The sequence below is a fragment of the Curtobacterium sp. MCSS17_008 genome (assembly GCF_003234185.1).
Classification (GTDB): domain Bacteria; phylum Actinomycetota; class Actinomycetes; order Actinomycetales; family Microbacteriaceae; genus Curtobacterium.
In genome coordinates this window covers 22,606-40,297 of sequence record NZ_QKSM01000017.1, presented here as the reverse complement: position 1 = coordinate 40,297, position 17,692 = coordinate 22,606, and the positions used below count along the sequence as shown (strand labels likewise).

The 17,692-nt window shown below is 73.2% G+C and carries 19 protein-coding genes; 5 read left to right on the top strand and 14 right to left on the bottom strand.

Annotated elements, in window-relative coordinates; translation table 11 throughout:
* The first annotated feature begins 6 nt into the window (after positions 1 to 6).
* Positions 7 to 864: an NAD-dependent epimerase/dehydratase family protein gene (locus DEJ23_RS13850; protein WP_111240818.1), complete on the top strand. Its 858-nt coding sequence runs from the start codon at positions 7 to 9 to the stop codon at positions 862 to 864.
* A gap of 60 nt (positions 865 to 924) precedes the next feature.
* On the opposite strand, the gene DEJ23_RS13845 is transcribed toward DEJ23_RS13850, so the two are convergent.
* From DEJ23_RS13845 to DEJ23_RS13835, 3 genes are all read right to left on the bottom strand, one after another.
* Complete coding sequence (locus DEJ23_RS13845; protein ID WP_111240817.1) at positions 925 to 2,391, bottom strand: sugar porter family MFS transporter; 1,467 nt, start codon at positions 2,389 to 2,391, stop codon at positions 925 to 927.
* 171 nt (positions 2,392 to 2,562) lie between these two features.
* The gene (locus DEJ23_RS13840; RefSeq protein ID WP_058750533.1) at positions 2,563 to 2,751 is read right to left on the bottom strand and encodes a hypothetical protein; all 189 of its coding nucleotides are present in this window, start codon (positions 2,749 to 2,751) and stop codon (positions 2,563 to 2,565) included.
* A 65-nt stretch (positions 2,752 to 2,816) separates the two neighbouring features.
* On the bottom strand, positions 2,817 to 3,779 hold the full coding sequence (locus DEJ23_RS13835) for a DNA-3-methyladenine glycosylase family protein (RefSeq protein ID WP_375342281.1): 963 nt from the start codon (positions 3,777 to 3,779) through the stop codon (positions 2,817 to 2,819).
* Positions 3,780 to 3,859: 80 nt separating this feature from the next.
* Between DEJ23_RS13835 and DEJ23_RS13830 the strand changes: the two genes are divergently transcribed.
* From DEJ23_RS13830 to DEJ23_RS13815, 4 genes are all read left to right on the top strand, one after another.
* Positions 3,860 to 4,888 (top strand): 6-phosphofructokinase, encoded by a 1,029-nt coding sequence (locus DEJ23_RS13830; protein WP_111240815.1) that lies wholly within the window; start codon positions 3,860 to 3,862, stop codon positions 4,886 to 4,888.
* 172 nt (positions 4,889 to 5,060) lie between these two features.
* Positions 5,061 to 6,038 carry an MDR family oxidoreductase gene (locus DEJ23_RS13825; protein ID WP_111240814.1) on the top strand — a complete coding sequence of 326 codons (978 nt, stop codon included), beginning with the start codon at positions 5,061 to 5,063 and terminating at the stop codon, positions 6,036 to 6,038.
* Positions 6,039 to 6,132: 94 nt separating this feature from the next.
* Positions 6,133 to 6,801: a GntR family transcriptional regulator gene (locus tag DEJ23_RS13820; RefSeq protein WP_111240813.1), complete on the top strand. Its 669-nt coding sequence runs from the start codon at positions 6,133 to 6,135 to the stop codon at positions 6,799 to 6,801.
* A gap of 44 nt (positions 6,802 to 6,845) precedes the next feature.
* Positions 6,846 to 7,631, top strand: a complete 786-nt coding sequence (locus tag DEJ23_RS13815; protein ID WP_111240812.1) for an ABC transporter ATP-binding protein — start codon at positions 6,846 to 6,848, stop codon at positions 7,629 to 7,631.
* Between the two features lie 39 nt (positions 7,632 to 7,670).
* On the opposite strand, the gene hemL is transcribed toward DEJ23_RS13815, so the two are convergent.
* The 11 genes from hemL to hemE form a co-directional block, all read right to left on the bottom strand.
* On the bottom strand, positions 7,671 to 9,023 hold the full coding sequence (gene hemL, locus DEJ23_RS13810; RefSeq protein WP_111240811.1) for a glutamate-1-semialdehyde 2,1-aminomutase: 1,353 nt from the start codon (positions 9,021 to 9,023) through the stop codon (positions 7,671 to 7,673).
* Positions 9,020 to 10,075, bottom strand: a complete 1,056-nt coding sequence (hemB, locus tag DEJ23_RS13805) for a porphobilinogen synthase (RefSeq protein ID WP_258375564.1) — start codon at positions 10,073 to 10,075, stop codon at positions 9,020 to 9,022. The genes hemL and hemB overlap by 4 nt, the downstream gene beginning before the upstream one ends.
* Entirely contained in the window at positions 10,072 to 10,821 is a 750-nt protein-coding gene (locus DEJ23_RS13800; RefSeq protein ID WP_258375563.1) for a uroporphyrinogen-III synthase, read from the bottom strand. Before DEJ23_RS13800 ends, hemB begins: the two co-directional genes overlap by 4 nt.
* A gap of 129 nt (positions 10,822 to 10,950) precedes the next feature.
* On the bottom strand, positions 10,951 to 12,081 hold the full coding sequence (gene hemC / locus DEJ23_RS13795; RefSeq protein WP_258375561.1) for a hydroxymethylbilane synthase: 1,131 nt from the start codon (positions 12,079 to 12,081) through the stop codon (positions 10,951 to 10,953).
* The gene (locus DEJ23_RS13790) at positions 12,078 to 13,316 is read right to left on the bottom strand and encodes a ferrochelatase (RefSeq protein ID WP_258375560.1); all 1,239 of its coding nucleotides are present in this window, start codon (positions 13,314 to 13,316) and stop codon (positions 12,078 to 12,080) included. Before DEJ23_RS13790 ends, hemC begins: the two co-directional genes overlap by 4 nt.
* Positions 13,313 to 14,068, bottom strand: coding sequence for a hydrogen peroxide-dependent heme synthase (gene hemQ, locus DEJ23_RS13785; RefSeq protein ID WP_111240809.1), 756 nt, complete (start codon positions 14,066 to 14,068; stop codon positions 13,313 to 13,315). Before hemQ ends, DEJ23_RS13790 begins: the two co-directional genes overlap by 4 nt.
* 70 nt (positions 14,069 to 14,138) lie before the next feature.
* The gene (locus tag DEJ23_RS13780) at positions 14,139 to 14,369 is read right to left on the bottom strand and encodes a hypothetical protein (RefSeq protein ID WP_111240808.1); all 231 of its coding nucleotides are present in this window, start codon (positions 14,367 to 14,369) and stop codon (positions 14,139 to 14,141) included.
* A gap of 35 nt (positions 14,370 to 14,404) precedes the next feature.
* Complete coding sequence (locus DEJ23_RS13775) at positions 14,405 to 14,839, bottom strand: phage holin family protein (RefSeq protein ID WP_111240807.1); 435 nt, start codon at positions 14,837 to 14,839, stop codon at positions 14,405 to 14,407.
* Positions 14,836 to 15,090, bottom strand: a complete 255-nt coding sequence (locus DEJ23_RS13770; RefSeq protein WP_111240806.1) for a hypothetical protein — start codon at positions 15,088 to 15,090, stop codon at positions 14,836 to 14,838. Before DEJ23_RS13770 ends, DEJ23_RS13775 begins: the two co-directional genes overlap by 4 nt.
* A 99-nt stretch (positions 15,091 to 15,189) precedes the next feature.
* Positions 15,190 to 16,518, bottom strand: a complete 1,329-nt coding sequence (locus tag DEJ23_RS13765) for an NAD(P)/FAD-dependent oxidoreductase (protein WP_111240805.1) — start codon at positions 16,516 to 16,518, stop codon at positions 15,190 to 15,192.
* On the bottom strand, positions 16,515 to 17,651 hold the full coding sequence (gene hemE, locus DEJ23_RS13760; RefSeq protein WP_181429273.1) for a uroporphyrinogen decarboxylase: 1,137 nt from the start codon (positions 17,649 to 17,651) through the stop codon (positions 16,515 to 16,517). The genes DEJ23_RS13765 and hemE overlap by 4 nt, the downstream gene beginning before the upstream one ends.
* Positions 17,652 to 17,692 lie beyond the last annotated feature (41 nt).

Genomic DNA, 17,692 nt, shown 5'->3' with positions numbered 1-17,692 from the left:
CGGAGCATGCAGCACCGCTCCCCCGTCGTCATCGCCGGCTGCGGCGACCTCGGCACCGAGGCAGCCCTGCGCTTCGCCGCGCTCGGCCACCCGGTGACCGGACTCCGCCGTCGCGCCGAGCTCGTCCCGTCCCCGGTCACCGGTCGGAGCGTCGACCTCCGGCACGAGGTCCCGACCATCGACCCGGACACGGGCGTGGTCGTGGTGGCCTTCGCCGCCGGGTCCCGTGACGTCGACGAGTACCGCGCGACCTACGTCGACGGCCTGCGGAACGTGCTCGACGGCATCGACGCGTCCGGGGCCTCGCCACGGGTGATCGTCGTGTCCTCCACCGCCGTGTACGACGTCGACGACGGCAGCGAGGTCACGGAGGAGACGCCCGCCCGCGCGGCCAGCCCGACCGCCGGCGTCCTGATCGAGGCCGAGGCACTCCTGCGCGAACGGGCACCCGGTGCGGTCCTCGTCCGCCTGTCCGGTATCTACGGCCCGGGGCGCGAGCGACTCCTCGACCAGCTGCGCCAGGGCCGGGCGACCCTGTCGACCAGCGCATCGCCGCACACGAACCGCGTCCACCGCGACGACGCCGCCGCGGCGCTCGTGCACCTGGCGGGCGTGGACGACCCGGCACCGACCTACCTCGGCACCGACGACGAACCGGTGCGCCTCGACGACGTCCTGGTGTTCCTGGCCGACGAACTCGGGGTCCCCCGGCCGCCGCGCGCAGCACCCGAGGGTCGGCAGACCGGCGGCGACAAGCGGCTCTCGAACGCCCTGCTCCGCTCGACCGGGTGGGAGCCGCGGTACCCGACGTTCCGCGAGGGGTACCACGCGGTACTGGCCGGCGAGGGCACGCGGCACCCGTAGGCCACCGGCTCGACGACGACCGGGAGGCGCTTGGCGGGCCCGCCACGCGCCTCCCGGTCGTCAGCTCGTCGCGCCCCGCCGCGACCGGTGCGGCAGGAAGGTCTCGTCGCGGAGCGACTGCTCGATCTGCTCGAGCGACCGGCCCTTCGTCTCCGGCACCCGCAGGAACACCAGCACCCACCCGAGGACGTTGAGCGCCGCGTAGACGAGCATGGTCCCGCCGAGGCCGATCCACCCGGTCAGGGTGAGCGCGGTGGAGGTCACCAGCAGGTTCGCGCCCCACAGCACCATGGCGTGCAGGCTCGTCGCAGCGGCACGGATGCGGAGCGGGTACATCTCCGACCCGATGAGCCACCCCACGACCTGGATGCCGCCGGCCTGGAAGAACATGAACGCCAGGATGAGCACGATCGTGAGCACCGGTGACGGTTCGCCGCCCGTCAGGAAGAACAACGCCCCGAACAGGCCGATGCTCACGGCAGCTCCGGGCAGCATCACGAGGGTGAGCCGACGACGACCGATGCGGTCCACCAGCCGGGAGCCGACGAACGTCATCACCAGGTACACGACGCCCACGCCGACGTTGGCCCAGAGCGAGTACTCGTGCGGGAACCCGGCGTCGGTGAGGATCGTCGGCGTGTAGTAGATCATCATCTCGAGCCCGGTCAGCTGCGTGAAGGCGGCGACGATGAGCCCTGCGACGAGGGCGGGCCGCACCCACGGCTTGCGGAGCTGCGACCACTGGCCGGCACCGGACGAGGGTTCGGCGTCGTCGAGCTTCCGGATCTCGTCCAGCTCGTCCTCCGCCGCGCGCTGGTCGGGCCTCGCCCACCGCAGCACCCGTCGCGCGGGTCCGATGCGGTCCTGCGCGACGAACCAGCGGGGGCTCTCCGGCAGCTTGAGCATGCCGAGCAGCAGCACGATCGCGGGCGCCGCCGCGACCCCGATCATGAAGCGCCAGGACACGACGCCGTTCAAGGTGACCCCGACCACGGCGGCGGACAGGATGCCGACACCGATCGCGCAGTTGAACACCGTGACCAGGCTGCCGCGACGCGGCCCGGGTGCGATCTCGGCGATGTAGGTCGGGATGGTCTGCGTCGAGCCGCCGACGGCGAGCCCGAGGAAGAGTCGACTGAGCACGAGGAACACCGGGCTCGGGGACACCGCGGCGAACAGCACGCCGAGTCCGAACACGGCGGCGATGAGCAGGATCGTGCGACGCCGCCCGATGCGTGCCGAGACGGGCCCCGTGAGGAAGGCGCCGAGGATCGCGCCGACGAGGATCGACGCGGTGATGAACTCCTTGACCGTCGCGTCGATCGAGAACTCCTTGCCGATCTCGATGAGCGTGCCGGAGATCACCCCGGTGTCGTAGCCGTACAGCAGTCCGCCGATCGCGGCCACGAACGCCACCCGGGTGACGTGCCGCTTCGTGCGGCGCTCGGTCTCCGCCTGGCCGGCGTCCTCCGGGATGGGCGCCGGGACGCCCGGTACGCGGTCGTCGTCGGTCGTGGTGCTCGTCATGCGGGTCCTCCCCCGGCGGGGTCGGTCCCGCGCCGCGCGTCACGGTAGGCGGGTGGTGACGAGTGACGGCGGAGGATGTGCGGGTCGCGCGACCGCACGGACGACGGCCGGGAGGCCCGTGGCACGTCGGCCACGTCCCTCCCGGCCGTCGAGTGGTCGCCTCAGCGACGCTCAGTGCTCGTCGTAGTGGTCCTCGTGACGCGCGTGACGGTGGCCGTCGTGCACGAAGTCGACGTGGTCGCCGTGCTCGACGGTCTCGTGCTCGCCGCCGTCCTGCTCGTGGTCGTGGTCGGCGACGTCGTGCTCGGCGACGCGGTGCTCCTCGGCCTCGGCAGCGGGTGTGGTGTTCGGGTCCGACATGGTTCCTCCTTCTGAGATCTGTTCTCAACAGGAGACTACGTCGCGGTCCCGCGCCCTGTCCGGGGTCAGTGCCAGCGGTGGTCCTGGATCGTCATGCGCGGGCCGAACGCCGGCTTCCGGAAGCCCGAGCCCCCGATCAGCCGCACCACGCGCTCCCGGTGCCCGCGCCAGGGCTCGAGCAGCTCGAGCATCCCGTCGTCGTCCACGGGGCCGCCGGTCAGTGCCCACCCGACGAGCGCCGGCACGTGGTAGTCCCCGACGCTCGGGGAGTCCGGGTCGCCGTGTGCCCGCTGCGCCGTCTCGGCAGCGGTCCACTGGCCGATGCCCGGGATCGACTGCAGTCGCTGCGACACCACCGCGCCACCGCGACCGAGCGCCAGCGTCCGCTCGAGCGCGGGGGCGACCTTGACGGCGCGCATCACGGTCGCCGAGCGTCCGGGCTCGATGCCGGCCTTGTGCCACTCCCAGCTCGGGATCAGCGCCCACTGCTCGGGGGCCGGCGGCACGAACATGTCCGCCGGCACCGGGCCGGGTGCGGGCTCCCCGAAGCGACGGAGCAGGTACCGCCATGCGCGCCAGGCCTGCCGCGAGGTCACCTTCTGCTCCATGATCGCCGGCACGAGCATCGCGACGACCGTGTTCGTGCGGAGCAGGCGTAACCCCGGCTGGCGGTGTCGCGCCTCGGCCAGGAAGGCATGCGCGGTCACGTCGAGCTCGGACCAGTCGTCACCGCGTCCGAGCAGGTCCGGTGCGTGGGTCACGGCCCAGGCGGCGCCGGAGCCCCACGCGGAGACCGCGATCGCGTCGCTGCCGGTCCGACGCACGAGCACCGAGGCCGCCCCGGCCGGTGTGCGGAGGGCGAGCCAGGTGTCGGAGCCGACGACGCGGAAGGCCGGGTCGCCGGAGCCGCGCTGCAGGGGCCGGAGGGTCGCGCGGACGTCCACCGCGCCTCCCGGCCGGTAGACCGTGTCCACCCGACCGGCCGCAGCCGGGGTGCCGGGGGCACCGAGTGCGACGGGAGCTGGCAGGGACACACGGGGATGGTAATGCCACACCACCGTCAGACATGATGGTCAGGTCCCCGCAACCCGACGACGTTGGAGTCTCCGTGCGCATCGGCATCCTCACCTCCGGAGGCGACTGCCCCGGCCTCAACGCGGTCATCCGCGGCATCGTGCTCAAGGGCATCGCGATCTACGGACACGAGTTCGTGGGGTTCCGCGACGGGTGGCGGGGCGTCGTCGACGGGGACATCGTGCCCCTCGGCCGCAAGGACATCCAGGGCATCGCGAAGCAGGGCGGCACGATCCTCGGCACGAGCCGCACGAACCCCTTCGAGGGGCCGAACGGCGGCGTCGAGAACATCACGAAGACCCTCGAGCGCCACGGCATCGACGCCATCGTGGCGATCGGTGGCGAGGGCACCCTGGCCGCGGCGAAGCGCCTCACCGACGCCGGCCTGCAGATCGTCGGCGTCCCGAAGACGGTCGACAACGACCTCGGCGCCACCGACTACACCTTCGGCTTCGACACCGCCGTCGCGATCGCGACCGAGGCCATGGACCGCCTCCGCACCACCGGTGAGTCCCACTCGCGCTGCATGGTGGCCGAGGTCATGGGCCGGCACGTGGGCTGGATCGCGCTGCACTCCGGCATGGCCGCGGGTGCGCACGCGATCCTCATCCCCGAGCAGAAGACGAGCATGGAGCAGATCGCGGCCTGGGTGCGCGCCGCCTACGACCGCGGGCGCGCGCCGCTCGTCGTCGTGGCCGAGGGCTTCGTCCCCGACCACGAGGACAACGCGCACACCGAGCGCGGCCTCGACGCCTTCGGCCGGCCCCGGCTGGGCGGCATCGGCGAGCGCCTGGCGCCGCTGATCGAGGAGATGACCGGCATCGAGACCCGTGCCACCACGCTCGGCCACATCCAGCGCGGCGGCACCCCGACGGCGTACGACCGGGTGCTGTCGACGCGACTCGGGCTGGCGGCGATCGACTCGGTCGTCGAGGAACGCTGGGGCCGAATGGTCGCGCTCAAGGGCACGGAGATCGTGCACGTGTCGTTCGAGGACGCCCTCGGTGAGCTGAAGACGGTGCCGCAGGAGCGGTACGACGAGGCCGCCATCATGTTCGGCTGAGGCCGCAGACCGGTGCGCCTCCGGGTGCGCCTGGTCGAACCGGGCGTGCCTGGTCGAACCGGGCGTGCCTGGTCCTCCGGGCGCATCAGGTACGCCCGGTTCCGCCAGGCATCGCACCCGCTCTGGGATCGAACGAGCGCCCGGCCGGGAGGCACGGGGTAGCGTCCGACGCATGACGCGCGCAGTCCTCGTCTCCCGTTCCACCCCGCCCGCCGTCACGCAGGTCGACGTGCCCGACCCCGCCGAGGGCGAGGCCTGCATCGACGTCACGTACTCCAGCGTGAACTACAAGGACGGCCTCGCCCTGGCCGGGAACCCGGGGGTCGCCCGGGTCGATCCCCTCGTCCCCGGCATCGACGTCGTCGGCACGGTCTCGGGCCTGGGCCCCGGCGTGCACGACGTCGCGATCGGGGACCGGGTCGTCTGCAACGGCGCCGGGCTCGGCGAGACGCGGCACGGCGGCTGGGCGGAGCACGCGATCGTGCCGAGCGGCTCGCTCGTCGTGCTCCCGGACGCGGTCGAGGACTCGTTCGCCGCCGCGATCGGCACCGCCGGGTTCACCGCGATGCTGTCGGTGCTCGCCCTCGAGCGGACGGTGACGCCCGGCCACGGTCCGGTGCTCGTCACCGGCGCCTCGGGCGGGGTCGGCACGATGGCGATCGCCCTACTCGCCGCCCGCGGGTACCGCGTCACCGCATCGACCGGGCGCACGTCGAACGACGCCTCGCTCCGGGCGCTCGGAGCGTCCGACGTGGTCGACCGCTCGACCCTCGCCGAGCTCGGCAAGCCCCTGCAGCGCGCGACCTGGGCCGGTGCGGTGGACAGCGTCGGCGGCGCGACGCTGGCGAACGTGCTCGCGGCGACGAAGTGGGGCGGTGCGGTCACCGCCTGCGGCCTGGCGCAGGACTCGGCGCTCCCGACCTCGGTGATGCCGTTCATCCTCCGCGCGGTCTCCCTGCTGGGCATCAACTCGGTCGAGGCGCCCCTGCCGCTCCGTCAGCAGGCGTGGGACCGGCTCGCGACCGACCTCGACCCGGCCCTCGTCGCCGACGTCACGCGGACGGTCGGCCTCGAGCACGCCATCACGGTCGGCGCCGACGTGGTGGCCGGTCGCGTGCACGGGCGGACGGTGGTCGACGTCCGACGCTGACCGTCCGGAACTCCTGTCGGGTGTTTTCCCAAACGCTTGCCATCTGACACGCTAGGTTTGGCACGCGGAACACCCGAACCTGTGAGGAGCAGCCATGCCGGTACCCAAGTCGTCGGTCGAGTCGTCCCCGCGGAAGCTCCTGCGGGACGTCGTGCTCGAGAAGATGCTCGCGGCGATCCAGGACGGCACGCTGCAGGCCGGCGAGCGGCTCAACGACGACGAGCTCGTCGCCTGGCTCGGGGTCAGCCGGACGCCGATCCGCGAGGCGATCGCGAAGCTCGTCGACTTCGGGCTCGTCGAGATGGAGGCGAACCGCTACACCCGCGTCGCGTCGCCCACGCGCGAGCAGTACGACGACGCGTTCCAGCTGCTCTTCGGCTTCGCCGAGCTCGCCGCCCGGTGGGCCGTGCCCAACCTCGACGACGCCGCGGTCAAGCAGCTCGGCAAGCTCCTCGACCAGGCCCGCAAGCACGCCGACGCCGAGGACCGCGCGCTGAACGACGACATCGACGCGCTCATCGCCTTCCTCGTCGCCCACTCGGGCAACGAGCTGCTGGTCAAGACCTCCGAGGGCATCCTCAACCGCGCGAAGTTCGTGCGGATCGGTCAGCCCGAGTTCGTGTTCTGGGACGTCAAGCACGGCCTCGACTCGTTCCACGCCGCGGCGAAGGGCCGCGACGGCGAGGCCGCAGGGGCCGTCATCCGCTCGATGTCCCGCGCGATGGCCGACCACCTGACGGAGATGCGCGCCGCCACCGCCTGAGCACCCGGACGAGCCGGACGAGCCGGAGCGGGCAGACTGGTCCGGTGACCGACGTCCTCCTGTACGCCGAAACCCTCCGCGTCACCCGCTCCGGGCGGGACCTGCTCCACGACGTCGGGCTGACCGTCCGCAGCGGGGAGCACTGGGCGCTGCTCGGGCCGAACGGCGCCGGCAAGTCGACGCTGCTCGCCGTCCTCGGCGCGAACGGGCACCCGACCGCCGGCACCGTCGAGCTGCTCGGTCGACGACTCGGGCGCGTGGACGTCCGCGAGCTCCGTCAGCACATCGGGCACGTCGACCCGCGGCACCGGATGCTCTCACCGCTGACGGTGCTCGAGACGGTGCTGACCGGGCTCACCGGCACCACGGACCTCATGCTGCGGTGGGAGCCCACGCCCGAGCAGCTCGAGACCGCTCGCCGGCACGTCGCCGACGTCGGGCTCGCCGCTCGTTCCGACGCCCGCTGGCCGGTGCTGTCCCAGGGCGAACGGGGGCGGACGCTCATCGCCCGGGCGCTCATGAGCGAGCCGCGGCTGCTGCTCCTCGACGAGCCGGCGACGGGGCTCGACGTCGCCGCGCGCGAGCACCTGCTCGAGACCGTCGACGCCCTGCGACAGCGACACCCGGACCTCGGCAGCGTCATGGTGACGCACCACCTCGAGGACCTGCCCACGTCGACCTCGCACGCGATGCTGCTCCGGGACGGCACCGTGGTGGCCCAGGGGCCTGCGGACGAGGTCGTCACGTCCGAGGCGGTGTCGCACGCCTTCGACTTCCCGCTCGCCATCGAGCGGATCGGAGGGCGCTGGCACGCACGCCGCGCGCGGTAGCCGCGCCGCGCCTCCCGGCCGGAACAGGCGAAGGCGGAACTACTCCGTCGCCGCAGCGGCGGCGCGAGCAGCGGCGGGCAGCGCCTCGAGCACGCGACCGACGGCCTCGTCGTCGTGGGCTGCCGTGACGAACCACGCCTCGAACACGCTCGGCGGCAGGGTCACGCCCTGGTCGAGCATGCTGTGGAAGAACGGCGCGTACCGGAACGCCTCCTGCGCCCGGACGTCGTCGTAGTCCCGCGGTGCCTGCTCCAGGAACGCGAACGAGAACAGGTTCCCGGCGTGCTGCACGGTGTGGGCGACGCCCTCGGCGGACAGTGCCGCGCTCGTCGCCTCGGCGATCGTCGCCGCGGTGCGGTCCAGGTGCGCGTACACCTCCGGGGTCGCCGCACGGAGCGTGGCGGTGCCGGCAGCCACGGCGAGCGGGTTCCCGGACAGCGTGCCCGCCTGGTACACGGGTCCGAGCGGGGCGAGGAAGTCCATGACCTCCCGGCGCCCGCCGAGCGCGGCGAGGGGCATGCCGCCGCCGATGACCTTGCCGAAGGTGACGAGGTCGGGCTTCCACCCGGTGCCCTCGGCCACGGCGCCGGACGCCTCGAGCCCCCACCACCCGGCCGGTCCGACCCGGAAGCCGGTCAGCACCTCGTCGACGATGAGCAGCGCGCCCTGGGCGTGCGTGATCTCCGCGAGCGCACGGTTGAAGCCGGGCTCCGGAGCGAGCACGCCCATGTTGGCCGCGGCGGACTCGACGATCACGGCGGCGATGCGCTCGGAGTGTTCGTCGAACGCGGCCCGGACGGCGTCGAGGTCGTTGTACGGCAGCACCAGGGTCTGCGCGGCGGTCTCGGCGGTGATGCCCGCACTGCCCGGGAGCGCGAGCGTCGCGACGCCCGAGCCGGCCTCGGCCAGCAGCGAGTCCGAGTGGCCGTGGTAGTGCCCGGCGAACTTCACGAGCAGGTCGCGGCCGGTGTACCCGCGGGCCAGCCGGATCGCGGTCATGGTCGCCTCGGTGCCGGTCGACACCATGCGGAGCTTCTCGATCGGCCCGTGGCCGTCGACCTGCACTCGCTGCTTGACGAGTTCGGCGAGCTCGGTCTCGCCCGGGGTCGACGCCCCGAACGACAGGCCGCGGGACGCCGCCTGCTGCACTGCCTCGACCGTGCCCGGGTGGGCGTGCCCGAGGATCGCGGGCCCCCACGAGGCGACGAGGTCGACGTACTCGCGGCCCTCGGCGTCCGTCACGTAGGCCCCGGAGGCGGAGGTCAGGAAGCGCGGGGTGCCACCGACGGAGCCGTAGGCACGCACCGGCGAGTTCACCCCGCCGGGGATGCTGTCCTTCGCGCGTCCGAAGAGCTGGTCGTTCGTCGTCGCGGTGGTGGTGTCGGTGGTCATTCGGGTGCCTTCCCGGTCGAGGCGACGCCGGACACCGCCGCGGTGCTGCCGGACGTGCGCAGGCCGGCCTCCTGGTTGAGCTTGCGGGCGATGTCGACCGCGAAGTACGTCAGGATCGCGTCCGCACCGGCACGCTTGATGCCGACGAGCGCCTCCATCGCGGCGGCGTCACGGTCGATCCACCCGTTCTGCGCCGCGGCCGTGATCATCGCGTACTCGCCGGAGATCTGGTACGCCCACACGGGGACCTCGGAGACGTCGGCGGTGCGGGCCAGCACGTCGAGGTAGCTCATCGCCGGCTTCACCATGACGATGTCGGCGCCCTCCTCGACGTCGAGCAGGACCTCGCGCAGACCCTGCCGGCCGTCGGCGGCGTCGATCTGGTACGTCCGGCGGTCGCCGACGAGCGTCGAGGCGACGGCCTCGCGGAACGGCCCGTAGAACGCGGACGCGTACTTCGCGGAGTACGCCAGCAGCGCGGTACCGCTGTGCCCGGCGGTGTCGAGGGCGTCACGGGCGGCGGCGATCTGGCCGTCCATCATGCCGCTCATGCAGACGAGCTCGGCGCCCGCCTCGGCCTGGGCGACCGCCATGTCGCGGTAGCGCAGGAGCGTGGCGTCGTTGTCGACCGAGCCGTCGGCGGCCAGCACGCCGCAGTGGCCGTGGTCGGTGAACTCGTCGAGGCACAGGTCGGACTGCACGACGAGCGCGTCGCCGACCTCTTCCTTCGCGATGCGGATCGCGACGTTGAGGATGCCGTCCGGGTCGGTCGCACCGGAGCCCTCGGCGTCCTTGGACGTCGGGACACCGAACAGGTTGACACCGCCCACGCCCTGCGCCGCCGCCTCGTTCAGCGCCCGGCGGAACGAGTCGAGGGAGTGCTGCTGCACGCCCGGCATGCTCGAGATGTCGACGGCGTCCGTCGCGCCCTCGCGGATGAACATCGGCAGCACGAGCTCGGCCGGGTGCAGCCGCGTCTCGGCGACGAGTCGTCGCATGGCGGGGGTGGCGCGCAGGCGCCGGGGGCGGACCTGGGGGAAGCGTCCGGTCACGATGACCTTCCTGTTCTGGGGTTCGGGTGGAGGGTCTCGACGACGGCGTCGAGGAGGGCTTCGGCGGACCGACCGCGGGCGACGACGTGCACGGGCAGGCCCGCAGCACGGGCGGCGTCGGCGGTGGCGGGTCCGATGCACGCGACGTGCGTGCGTGGGTCGAGGGGGGTCATCCGTCGGACGACCTGCTGGGCGACGCTCCCGCTCGTGACGAGCACGGCGTCCGGCGGTGGGGCGAGGACGAGCGGCTCGTCACCCGTCCCCACGGTACGGTACGCCACGACCTCCGACACGACGATGCCGCGGGCACGCAGCCCGTCGACGAGCGTGGTCGCCGCGATCTCGGACCGGGGGAACAGGACGCGTCCCGCATCGGCGGGCAACGCCGCGGCGAGGCCGGCAGCGGACTCGTCCTCCGGCACCAGGTCGACGGACCAGCCCGCCTCGTGGGCGGCGCGTGCGGTCGCCGCGCCGACGCACGCCACACGCACACCGGCCGGGAGGCGCGGCACGCGTCCGGCGACCACCCGCACGGCCGTCGCACTGGTCACCGCGAGCCAGGGGGCTCCGCGGCCGGCCCCGTCGGGACGGGTGCGGTCCGCGGGTGGTGCGTCGTGCCTCCCGGCCGGGGCACCGACGACGGCCGGAGCACCAGCGGCAGCCGCGGCGTCGGCGACGAGGCGCGCGAGTGCGGCGTCGAGCGCCGCCGGGTCCTCCGGCGGCGCGTCGGTGATGAGCGGGACCACCAGGGGGACGAGCCCGCGCGCACGGGCGGCGTCCGCGACCGACCCGCCCCACGCACCGCCGCGCGGGACGAGGACGACCGTGGGCCGTTCCTCGTCCCGTGCGCGAGCGGTGTCGTCCGTGGTGACCGCCTAGTCCGCGGTGGGCGACGGGCGGGTGCTCGACGGCATGGCGGTCGACTGCGGGGTGCTCGTCGAACCGTCGTCCGCCGGCTGCTCGGCAGCGGGGGTGGCGAGACCGGGACCTGCGGAGTGGTCACCGTCGGCCGGCGTCCCGGACACCGAGGACGCCAGGTCCGCGAGCTCGGCGGCACCGTTCTCGAGCAGTTCGGCGGCCACGCGTCCGGCGACCTCGAGCGCCTCGTCGAGCCGGTCCTGCGCGGAGCCGTCGAGGTGCGCCGCGTGCGACGCCGTGCGGTACTCCGAGCCGTCCGGGCGGTAGACCGTGGCGGACACGAGCAGCAGCTCGGCGTCGACGACCGCCGTCGCACCGATCGGCGCGGAGCAGCCGGCCTCGAGCTTCGCGAGGACCTCGCGCTCGGCGGTCACGGTGAGGCGTGTCGGGGCGTGGTCGAGCTTCCGGAGCGCGGCGAGCAGGTTCCCGTCCGTCTCGTCCGCACGGATCTCGACCGCCAGCGCTCCCTGGCCGGGGGCGCTCGGCCAGAAGCCGAGGTCGAGGAGCTCCGTCGCCGCGTCCAGCCGGTCGATGCGACCGAGACCGGCGGCGGCGAGCACCACGGCGTCGAGGTCGTCGTCGACGCGGCCGAGCCGGGTGTCGATGTTCCCGCGGATGTCGACGACGTCGAGGTCCGGACGCTTCGCCCTGAGCTGCGCGACGCGGCGGGGCGACCCCGTGCCGACCTTCGCGCCCTCGGGCAGGGTGTCCACCGTCGCCCCGTTCCGCGCGACCAGGACGTCACGGGCGTCGGCACGCTTCGGCACCGACGCGATCGTGAGCCCCTCGTACGGAGCGGTCGGCAGGTCCTTCAGCGAATGGACGAGGACGTCGACCTCACCCGCGACCAGTGCCTCGCGCAGCGCGCTGGCGAAGACGCCGGTGCCGCCGAGGCTCGCGAGCGACGCACGGTTCGTGTCGCCCTCGCTCGTCACCGTGACGAGCTCGACCGGACGACCGGCCGCCTTCGCCAGGCGGTCGGCGACGTCCTGCGACTGCGCGACCGCGAGCCGACTGGCACGCGTGCCGAGCCGGATCGGGCGCGGACCCTCGGTCGGGGTGCTGTCGGTCGTGCTGCCGTCGCTCACGGCGCGAGCCCGGCCGCCGCCGGCTTGAACCCGGCACGCACGTTCTCGCAGCACCCCGGACGGCACACGTCGTACCAGGGGCCGATGTCGGTCAGGTGGGGACGCTCACTGGTCGGGGTGCCGTCGACGCGCTCGAGCACCAGGTCGATCAGCCCGGACACGTACGCCGAGTCGACGCCGGGCGTCTGGGTGCGGAGCGACCAGAAGCCGAGCTCGCCGGCGGTCTCCGTGGCCTCTTCGTCGAGGTCCCACATGACCTCCATGTGGTCGCTGACGAAGCCGAGCGGAACGATGAGCACGGCGCGGGTCGGACCGCCCGCCAGCTCCTCGTTCATGTAGTCGTTGATGTCCGGCTCGAGCCACGGCTGCGTCGGGGGGCCCGAGCGCGACTGGTAGACGAGCTTCCACGCCGGCTTCGACGTGCCCTGCAGGTGCGCGTGCTCGGGCTGCTCGAGCAGCTCGTTCCAGGCCTGCTCGAGGACGACCTCGCCCACCGCGAGGTGCTGGGCCTCGTACGCACCGTGCTCGTCGAACCCGCGGTAGTCGGGGCCGGAGCGGGCGGCGTCGGTCGACGGGATCGAGTGGGTCGAGAACAGGACCTGCAGCTCGGTGGCCACGTCCAGTCCGTCGTTCTCGGCGATCGCGCGGGCCATGCCGTCGCGGACGCCGTCGATGAACGGCCGGACGAAGCCGGGGTGGTCGAAGAACTGGCGGACCTTGTCGACCTGGATCGTGTCGATCAGGCCGGTCTCGGTGAGCACGCGGGCGTAGTCCTCGCGGTACTGCCGGCAGCTCGAGAACGACGAGTACGCGCTCGTGGCGATGGCGATGAGCTTGGTGTAGCCCTTGTCGGCGGCCTCGGTGAACGCCTCTTCCAGGTAGGGCGCCCAGTTGCGGTTGCCCCAGAGCACCGGCATGTCGATGCCGCGCGATGCCAGCTCGGCCTCGAGCGCCGCCTTGAGCGCGCGGTTCTGCGCGTTGATCGGGCTGACGCCGCCGAAGTGGCGGTAGTGGTGCGCGACCTCCTCGAGCCGCTCGTCCGGGATCCCGCGGCCACGGGTGACGTTGCGGAGGAAGGGGATGACGTCGTCCTGGCCCTCCGGCCCGCCGAAGCCGGCGAGGAGGATCGCGTCGTACGCGGTCGGGACCTCGACGTGCTCGGGGCCGTCGGCCGCTGCCGCCGTCGCGGCGAGGACCTTGCCCTGCCCGTTCGTGATCTGGCTGGTGTCGGTCACGACAGCACCTCCGGCAGCTCGGCGGTCGTCACCCGACGACCGGTGAAGAAGGGGACCTCCTCGCGCACGTGCAGGCGCGCCTCGGTGTAGCGCAGGTCGCGCATGAGGTCGACCAGGTCGACCAGGTCGGGGCTCTCGAGCGGCAGGATCCACTCGTAGTCGCTCAGGGCGAACGTGGCGATCGTGTTCGTCAGGACCCGGCGGTACTTGCCACCGGCGATGCCGTGGTCGCGGAGCATCTTCGAGCGCTCCTCCTCCGGCAGGAGGTACCACTCGTAGGAGCGGACGAACGGGTACACCGTGATCCACGCCTCGGGTTCCTTGCCGCGCAGGAACGCGGGGGTGTGGCGCTTGTTGAACTCGGCCTCGCGGTGCATGGCCATGGCGTGCCAGACGGGCTCGGCGTCCTGGAACAGCCCGGTGCGGCGGATGTCGCGCAGCGCGGCCTGGATCGCCTGGGCGTCGTCGCCGTGCAGCCAGACCATCACGTCGGCGTCGGCACGGAACCCGGAGACGTCGTAGAACCCGCGGATCGTCACGCCGTGCTCGGCAGCGCGGGCGACCACGGCGTCGAGCTCGGCGACGGCGTCGTCGCCGACACGGTGGATCGGTCCGAGGGGACGGCGGAACACGGCCCACAGCGCGTACGCGGTGAGGAGGTTCGGGTCGATCCCGCTCGACGGATCGGTCTCGTGCGCCGGACTGCTGTCCGACACGTTCTCGTGCGTGGCTGCGTGCACGTCGGAGCTCATGGTTCCTCGTCTTTTCGGTTGCCTGGGTCGTGGCTGCGCGCCGCGGCCGGAGGACCACCGATCCGGCGGTCTACCGCCGTCGGAGCACCACCACGACGATACTCCCGACCACCGCCACGCCGGCTGCGAGCCCGGCCAGGTACGGCACCGGCTTCTCGTCGATCCCCTGCTTGACCTTCGACGCCGCGATGCCGAGCTGCTTCGGCAGGTTGAGCTTGTCCTCGATCGCGTCGAGCGTCTCGAACAGCTGCGCGCGGGTCGCCGCGACGCGCTTCGCCAGGTCGTCGTGCTGGTCGGTCACCGGAGTCCTTACGTCGGGGGTGTCGGTCTTGCCGCTCAGGGGCGGCCGACGCGGTCGTGCTGACCGGGCTTGTTGCCCAGGCCCTTCACCGCGTTGATGTCGTCCTTGACGCTGTCGATCGTGCGCTTCGGAGTGAGGGGCAGCCCCTTCTTGAAGCGCTTCCAACCCACGAACCCGAGGACCGCGGCGACGATCAGCATCACGACGGCGAGCAGGAGCGCGGCGAGCCACGCCGGCATCACGGTCGCGAGGCCCATGACGGCCGCGGTGAGCAGGACGCCGATCGCGTAGAGCACGATGACGAGTGCGCCGACGAGCAGCCCGGCGGCGAGGCCGAAGACCTTCGCCTTGGCGATCATCTCGGCCTTCAGCAGGTCGATCTCGCCCTTGACGAGGCCCTTGACCAGCTTCGGGACGTCTCCCACCAGGCCGAACAACGAACGCGACTTGCGGTCGCGGGTGTCGGTCATGAGGTGGCGGCGTCCTTCTTCTGACCGACCTTGCGGACGACCTTCTTGGTCTGCTCGCCGACGAACTCGGCGACGTCCGGGGTCTTGTCCTGGATGAAGTCCTCGGCCACGTGGACGCTCTTCTGAACCTGGTTGCTGTTCCAGATCTTGCCGCTGACGGTCTTGATCTGCTCGTACCGCGCCCGTCCGGCTCGCGATCCCAGGACGTACCCGAGTGCGGCGCCGGCGACGAACAGGAGCTTGCCTCGCATGTGCGGTCCTCCGTTGTTTGGGGGTGTGCGGTGGTCATGCGCCGAACGGAATACGTCCGGCGTCCCACCACAGTAGCCCTCGGGCGCTCCCGGGTCCGCTCAGGATCCGAGGATGCGCTCAGCGGACGCCCTGGCGGAGGCCACGATGCCCGCGAGGCCGCGCCCGGACGAGGTCTCGCCGATGCCCACGACGCCCTCCGCCAGGCCCGCGGCGGTGAGGTCCGGTCCGTACCAGCGCACGCGCGCCGCACCCCGGACGCGGTCGGCGGTCACGGGGACACCGAGCAGGGCGGTGGCGTCGCGGGTGGCGCGGGCGCCGACGGTGTCGTCCGGCTCGACCGGGAGGCTCGTCCCCGTCTCCGCCGCACCGCTGGCGTCCTCGTCAGGACGCGTCGCGTAGCTGAGCCGCAGGACGTGCCGACCCGCGGCCGCCTCCGCGAGCCACGGCCACTTCACGGTCGCGTGCGTGAGCGCCTTCGCCCGCACCCCGTCGGCGTCCGGGTGCACGAGCATCCCGGTGCCGCGCGGTCCCGCGTCGAGCTCCGGCTGGTCGACGACGAGCGTCACGAGCTCGATCCCGGTGCGGTCCGGCGCGGTCGTCCGGGTCGGGTCGGCCGTCGAGGCGAGCACGTGCTGCGCGGGCAGGCGTTCCCGGCTGCCGTCGGCCCTGACGGTCTCGACGGCGAAGCGCTCGACCGCCGTGGCGCGGGTACCGAGCCGGACGTCGACGCGGTAGGTCGTCATGTCGGCCACGAGCTCGTCGACGAGCCGGACGATGCCACCGCGGATGCCCTGCACCGCGGAGCCCGCCGCCGACCGGGAGCGCAGCGCCAGCACGGCGCGGGCGAGGGACCCCTCGCGCTGCAGGGCCGCGCGGAGCCCGGGAGCCACGCGGTCGGGGTCGAGCTGGTCCGGGTGGGTCGAGTACACCCCGCCCGCGACCGGCACCACCAGGTCGTCGAGCACGCGCTCGCCCATGCGCTTCCGGACGAGGGCGCCGAGCGACTCCGCCCGGGCGCCGACCGGCGAGGGCAGCAGCGCGTCCATCTGCGCGCGGAAGCCGGCACCCTGCCCGATCACGGCGAGGACGTCGGCGGCCATCGGGCTGCCCGGGATGCCGAGGAAGCCGGTCTGCGGGATCGGGGCCGTGCGGCCGTCGCGGGTCATCAACCACGCACCGCGCGGGTCCGGCGACACGACGTCGCCCCCGAGACCGAGCTCGACCGCGAGCCGCTCGACGGCGTCGTTCCGGGTCGCGAACGACTCGGCGCCCATGTCGAGGTCCAACCCGTCGACCGTGTGCCGGCGGAGCATGCCGCCCAGGCGGTCCCCCGCCTCGACGAGCACGACGTGCGCTCCGCCCTTCGCCAGGTCACGGGCGGCGACCAGGCCGGCGACGCCGCCGCCGACCACGACGACGTCGGTCACGCCGCCGCTCCCGTCCCGTCGCCGATGCCCGTCCCGTCGCCGAGCGCGTGCAGGAGCTCGACCACGCGGGTGAGCACCGTGGGGTCGGTCTCCGGCGGCACGCCGTGCCCGAGGTTCACCACGTGCGCCCGGGCCGCGCCGCCGCGCCGGACGACGTCGCGCACGTGGGCCTCGAGCACCTCCCACGGGGCGGCGAGCATCGCGGGGTCGATGTTCCCCTGCACGGTGACGCCCGTGCCCACGCGACGGACGGCCTCGTCCAGGGGCAGGCGCCAGTCGACGCCGACCGCGTCCACCGCGGTGGCGTCGGCCGGGTCGCCCAGGGTCGCCATCTCGTGCAGGACCTCGCCGCTGCCGACGCCGAAGTGGATCCGCGGGACGCCGAGGTCGGCCACGTGGGACAGCGCCGTCGCCGAGTGCGGTGCGACCGAGGCGACGTAGTCCGCACGGGACAGCGAGCCGACCCACGAGTCGAAGAGCTGCGCAGCCGAGGCGCCGGCGGTGACCTGGGCCCGGAGGAACGCCCCCGAGACACCGGCGGCCCAGTCGAGCAGGCGTGCCCAGGTCTCCGGGTCGCTGTGCATGAGGGTGCGGGCGCGGATGTGGTCCTTCGACGGGCCGCCCTCGACCAGGTAGGCGGCGAGGGTGAACGGCGCGCCCGCGAAGCCGATGAGCGGGGTGTCCCCGAGCTCCGCGACGGTGCGCTGCACGGCCTCGGTGATCGGCGCGAGGGCGTCCGGGTCGAGCGGGGCGAGCGCGTCCACGTCGGCCGCCGTGCGGATCGGCGACCCGAGCACCGGTCCGCGCCCGGGGACGATCTCGACGTCCACGCCGGCGAGCTTGATCGGCACGACGATGTCGCTGAAGAAGATGCCCGCGTCGACCCCGTGCCGGCGGACCGGCTGCAGGGTGATCTCGGACGCCATGGCCGGGTCGAGGCACGCGTCGAGCATCGCCGTGCCGACCCGCAGCTCACGGTACTCCGGCAGCGACCGACCCGCCTGGCGCATGAACCACACCGGCAGGGTCTCCGGCCGGTCCCCGCGGAGCGCCCGGACGAGCGGCGACCCCGAGGTCCTGCCGGTCACGAGCGGGTGGCTGTCGGGCAGGGCGGAGGGCGCGGCAGAGGTCACCCGACGATCATCCCATCCGCGCCCGTGCACGGGGGCAGCGC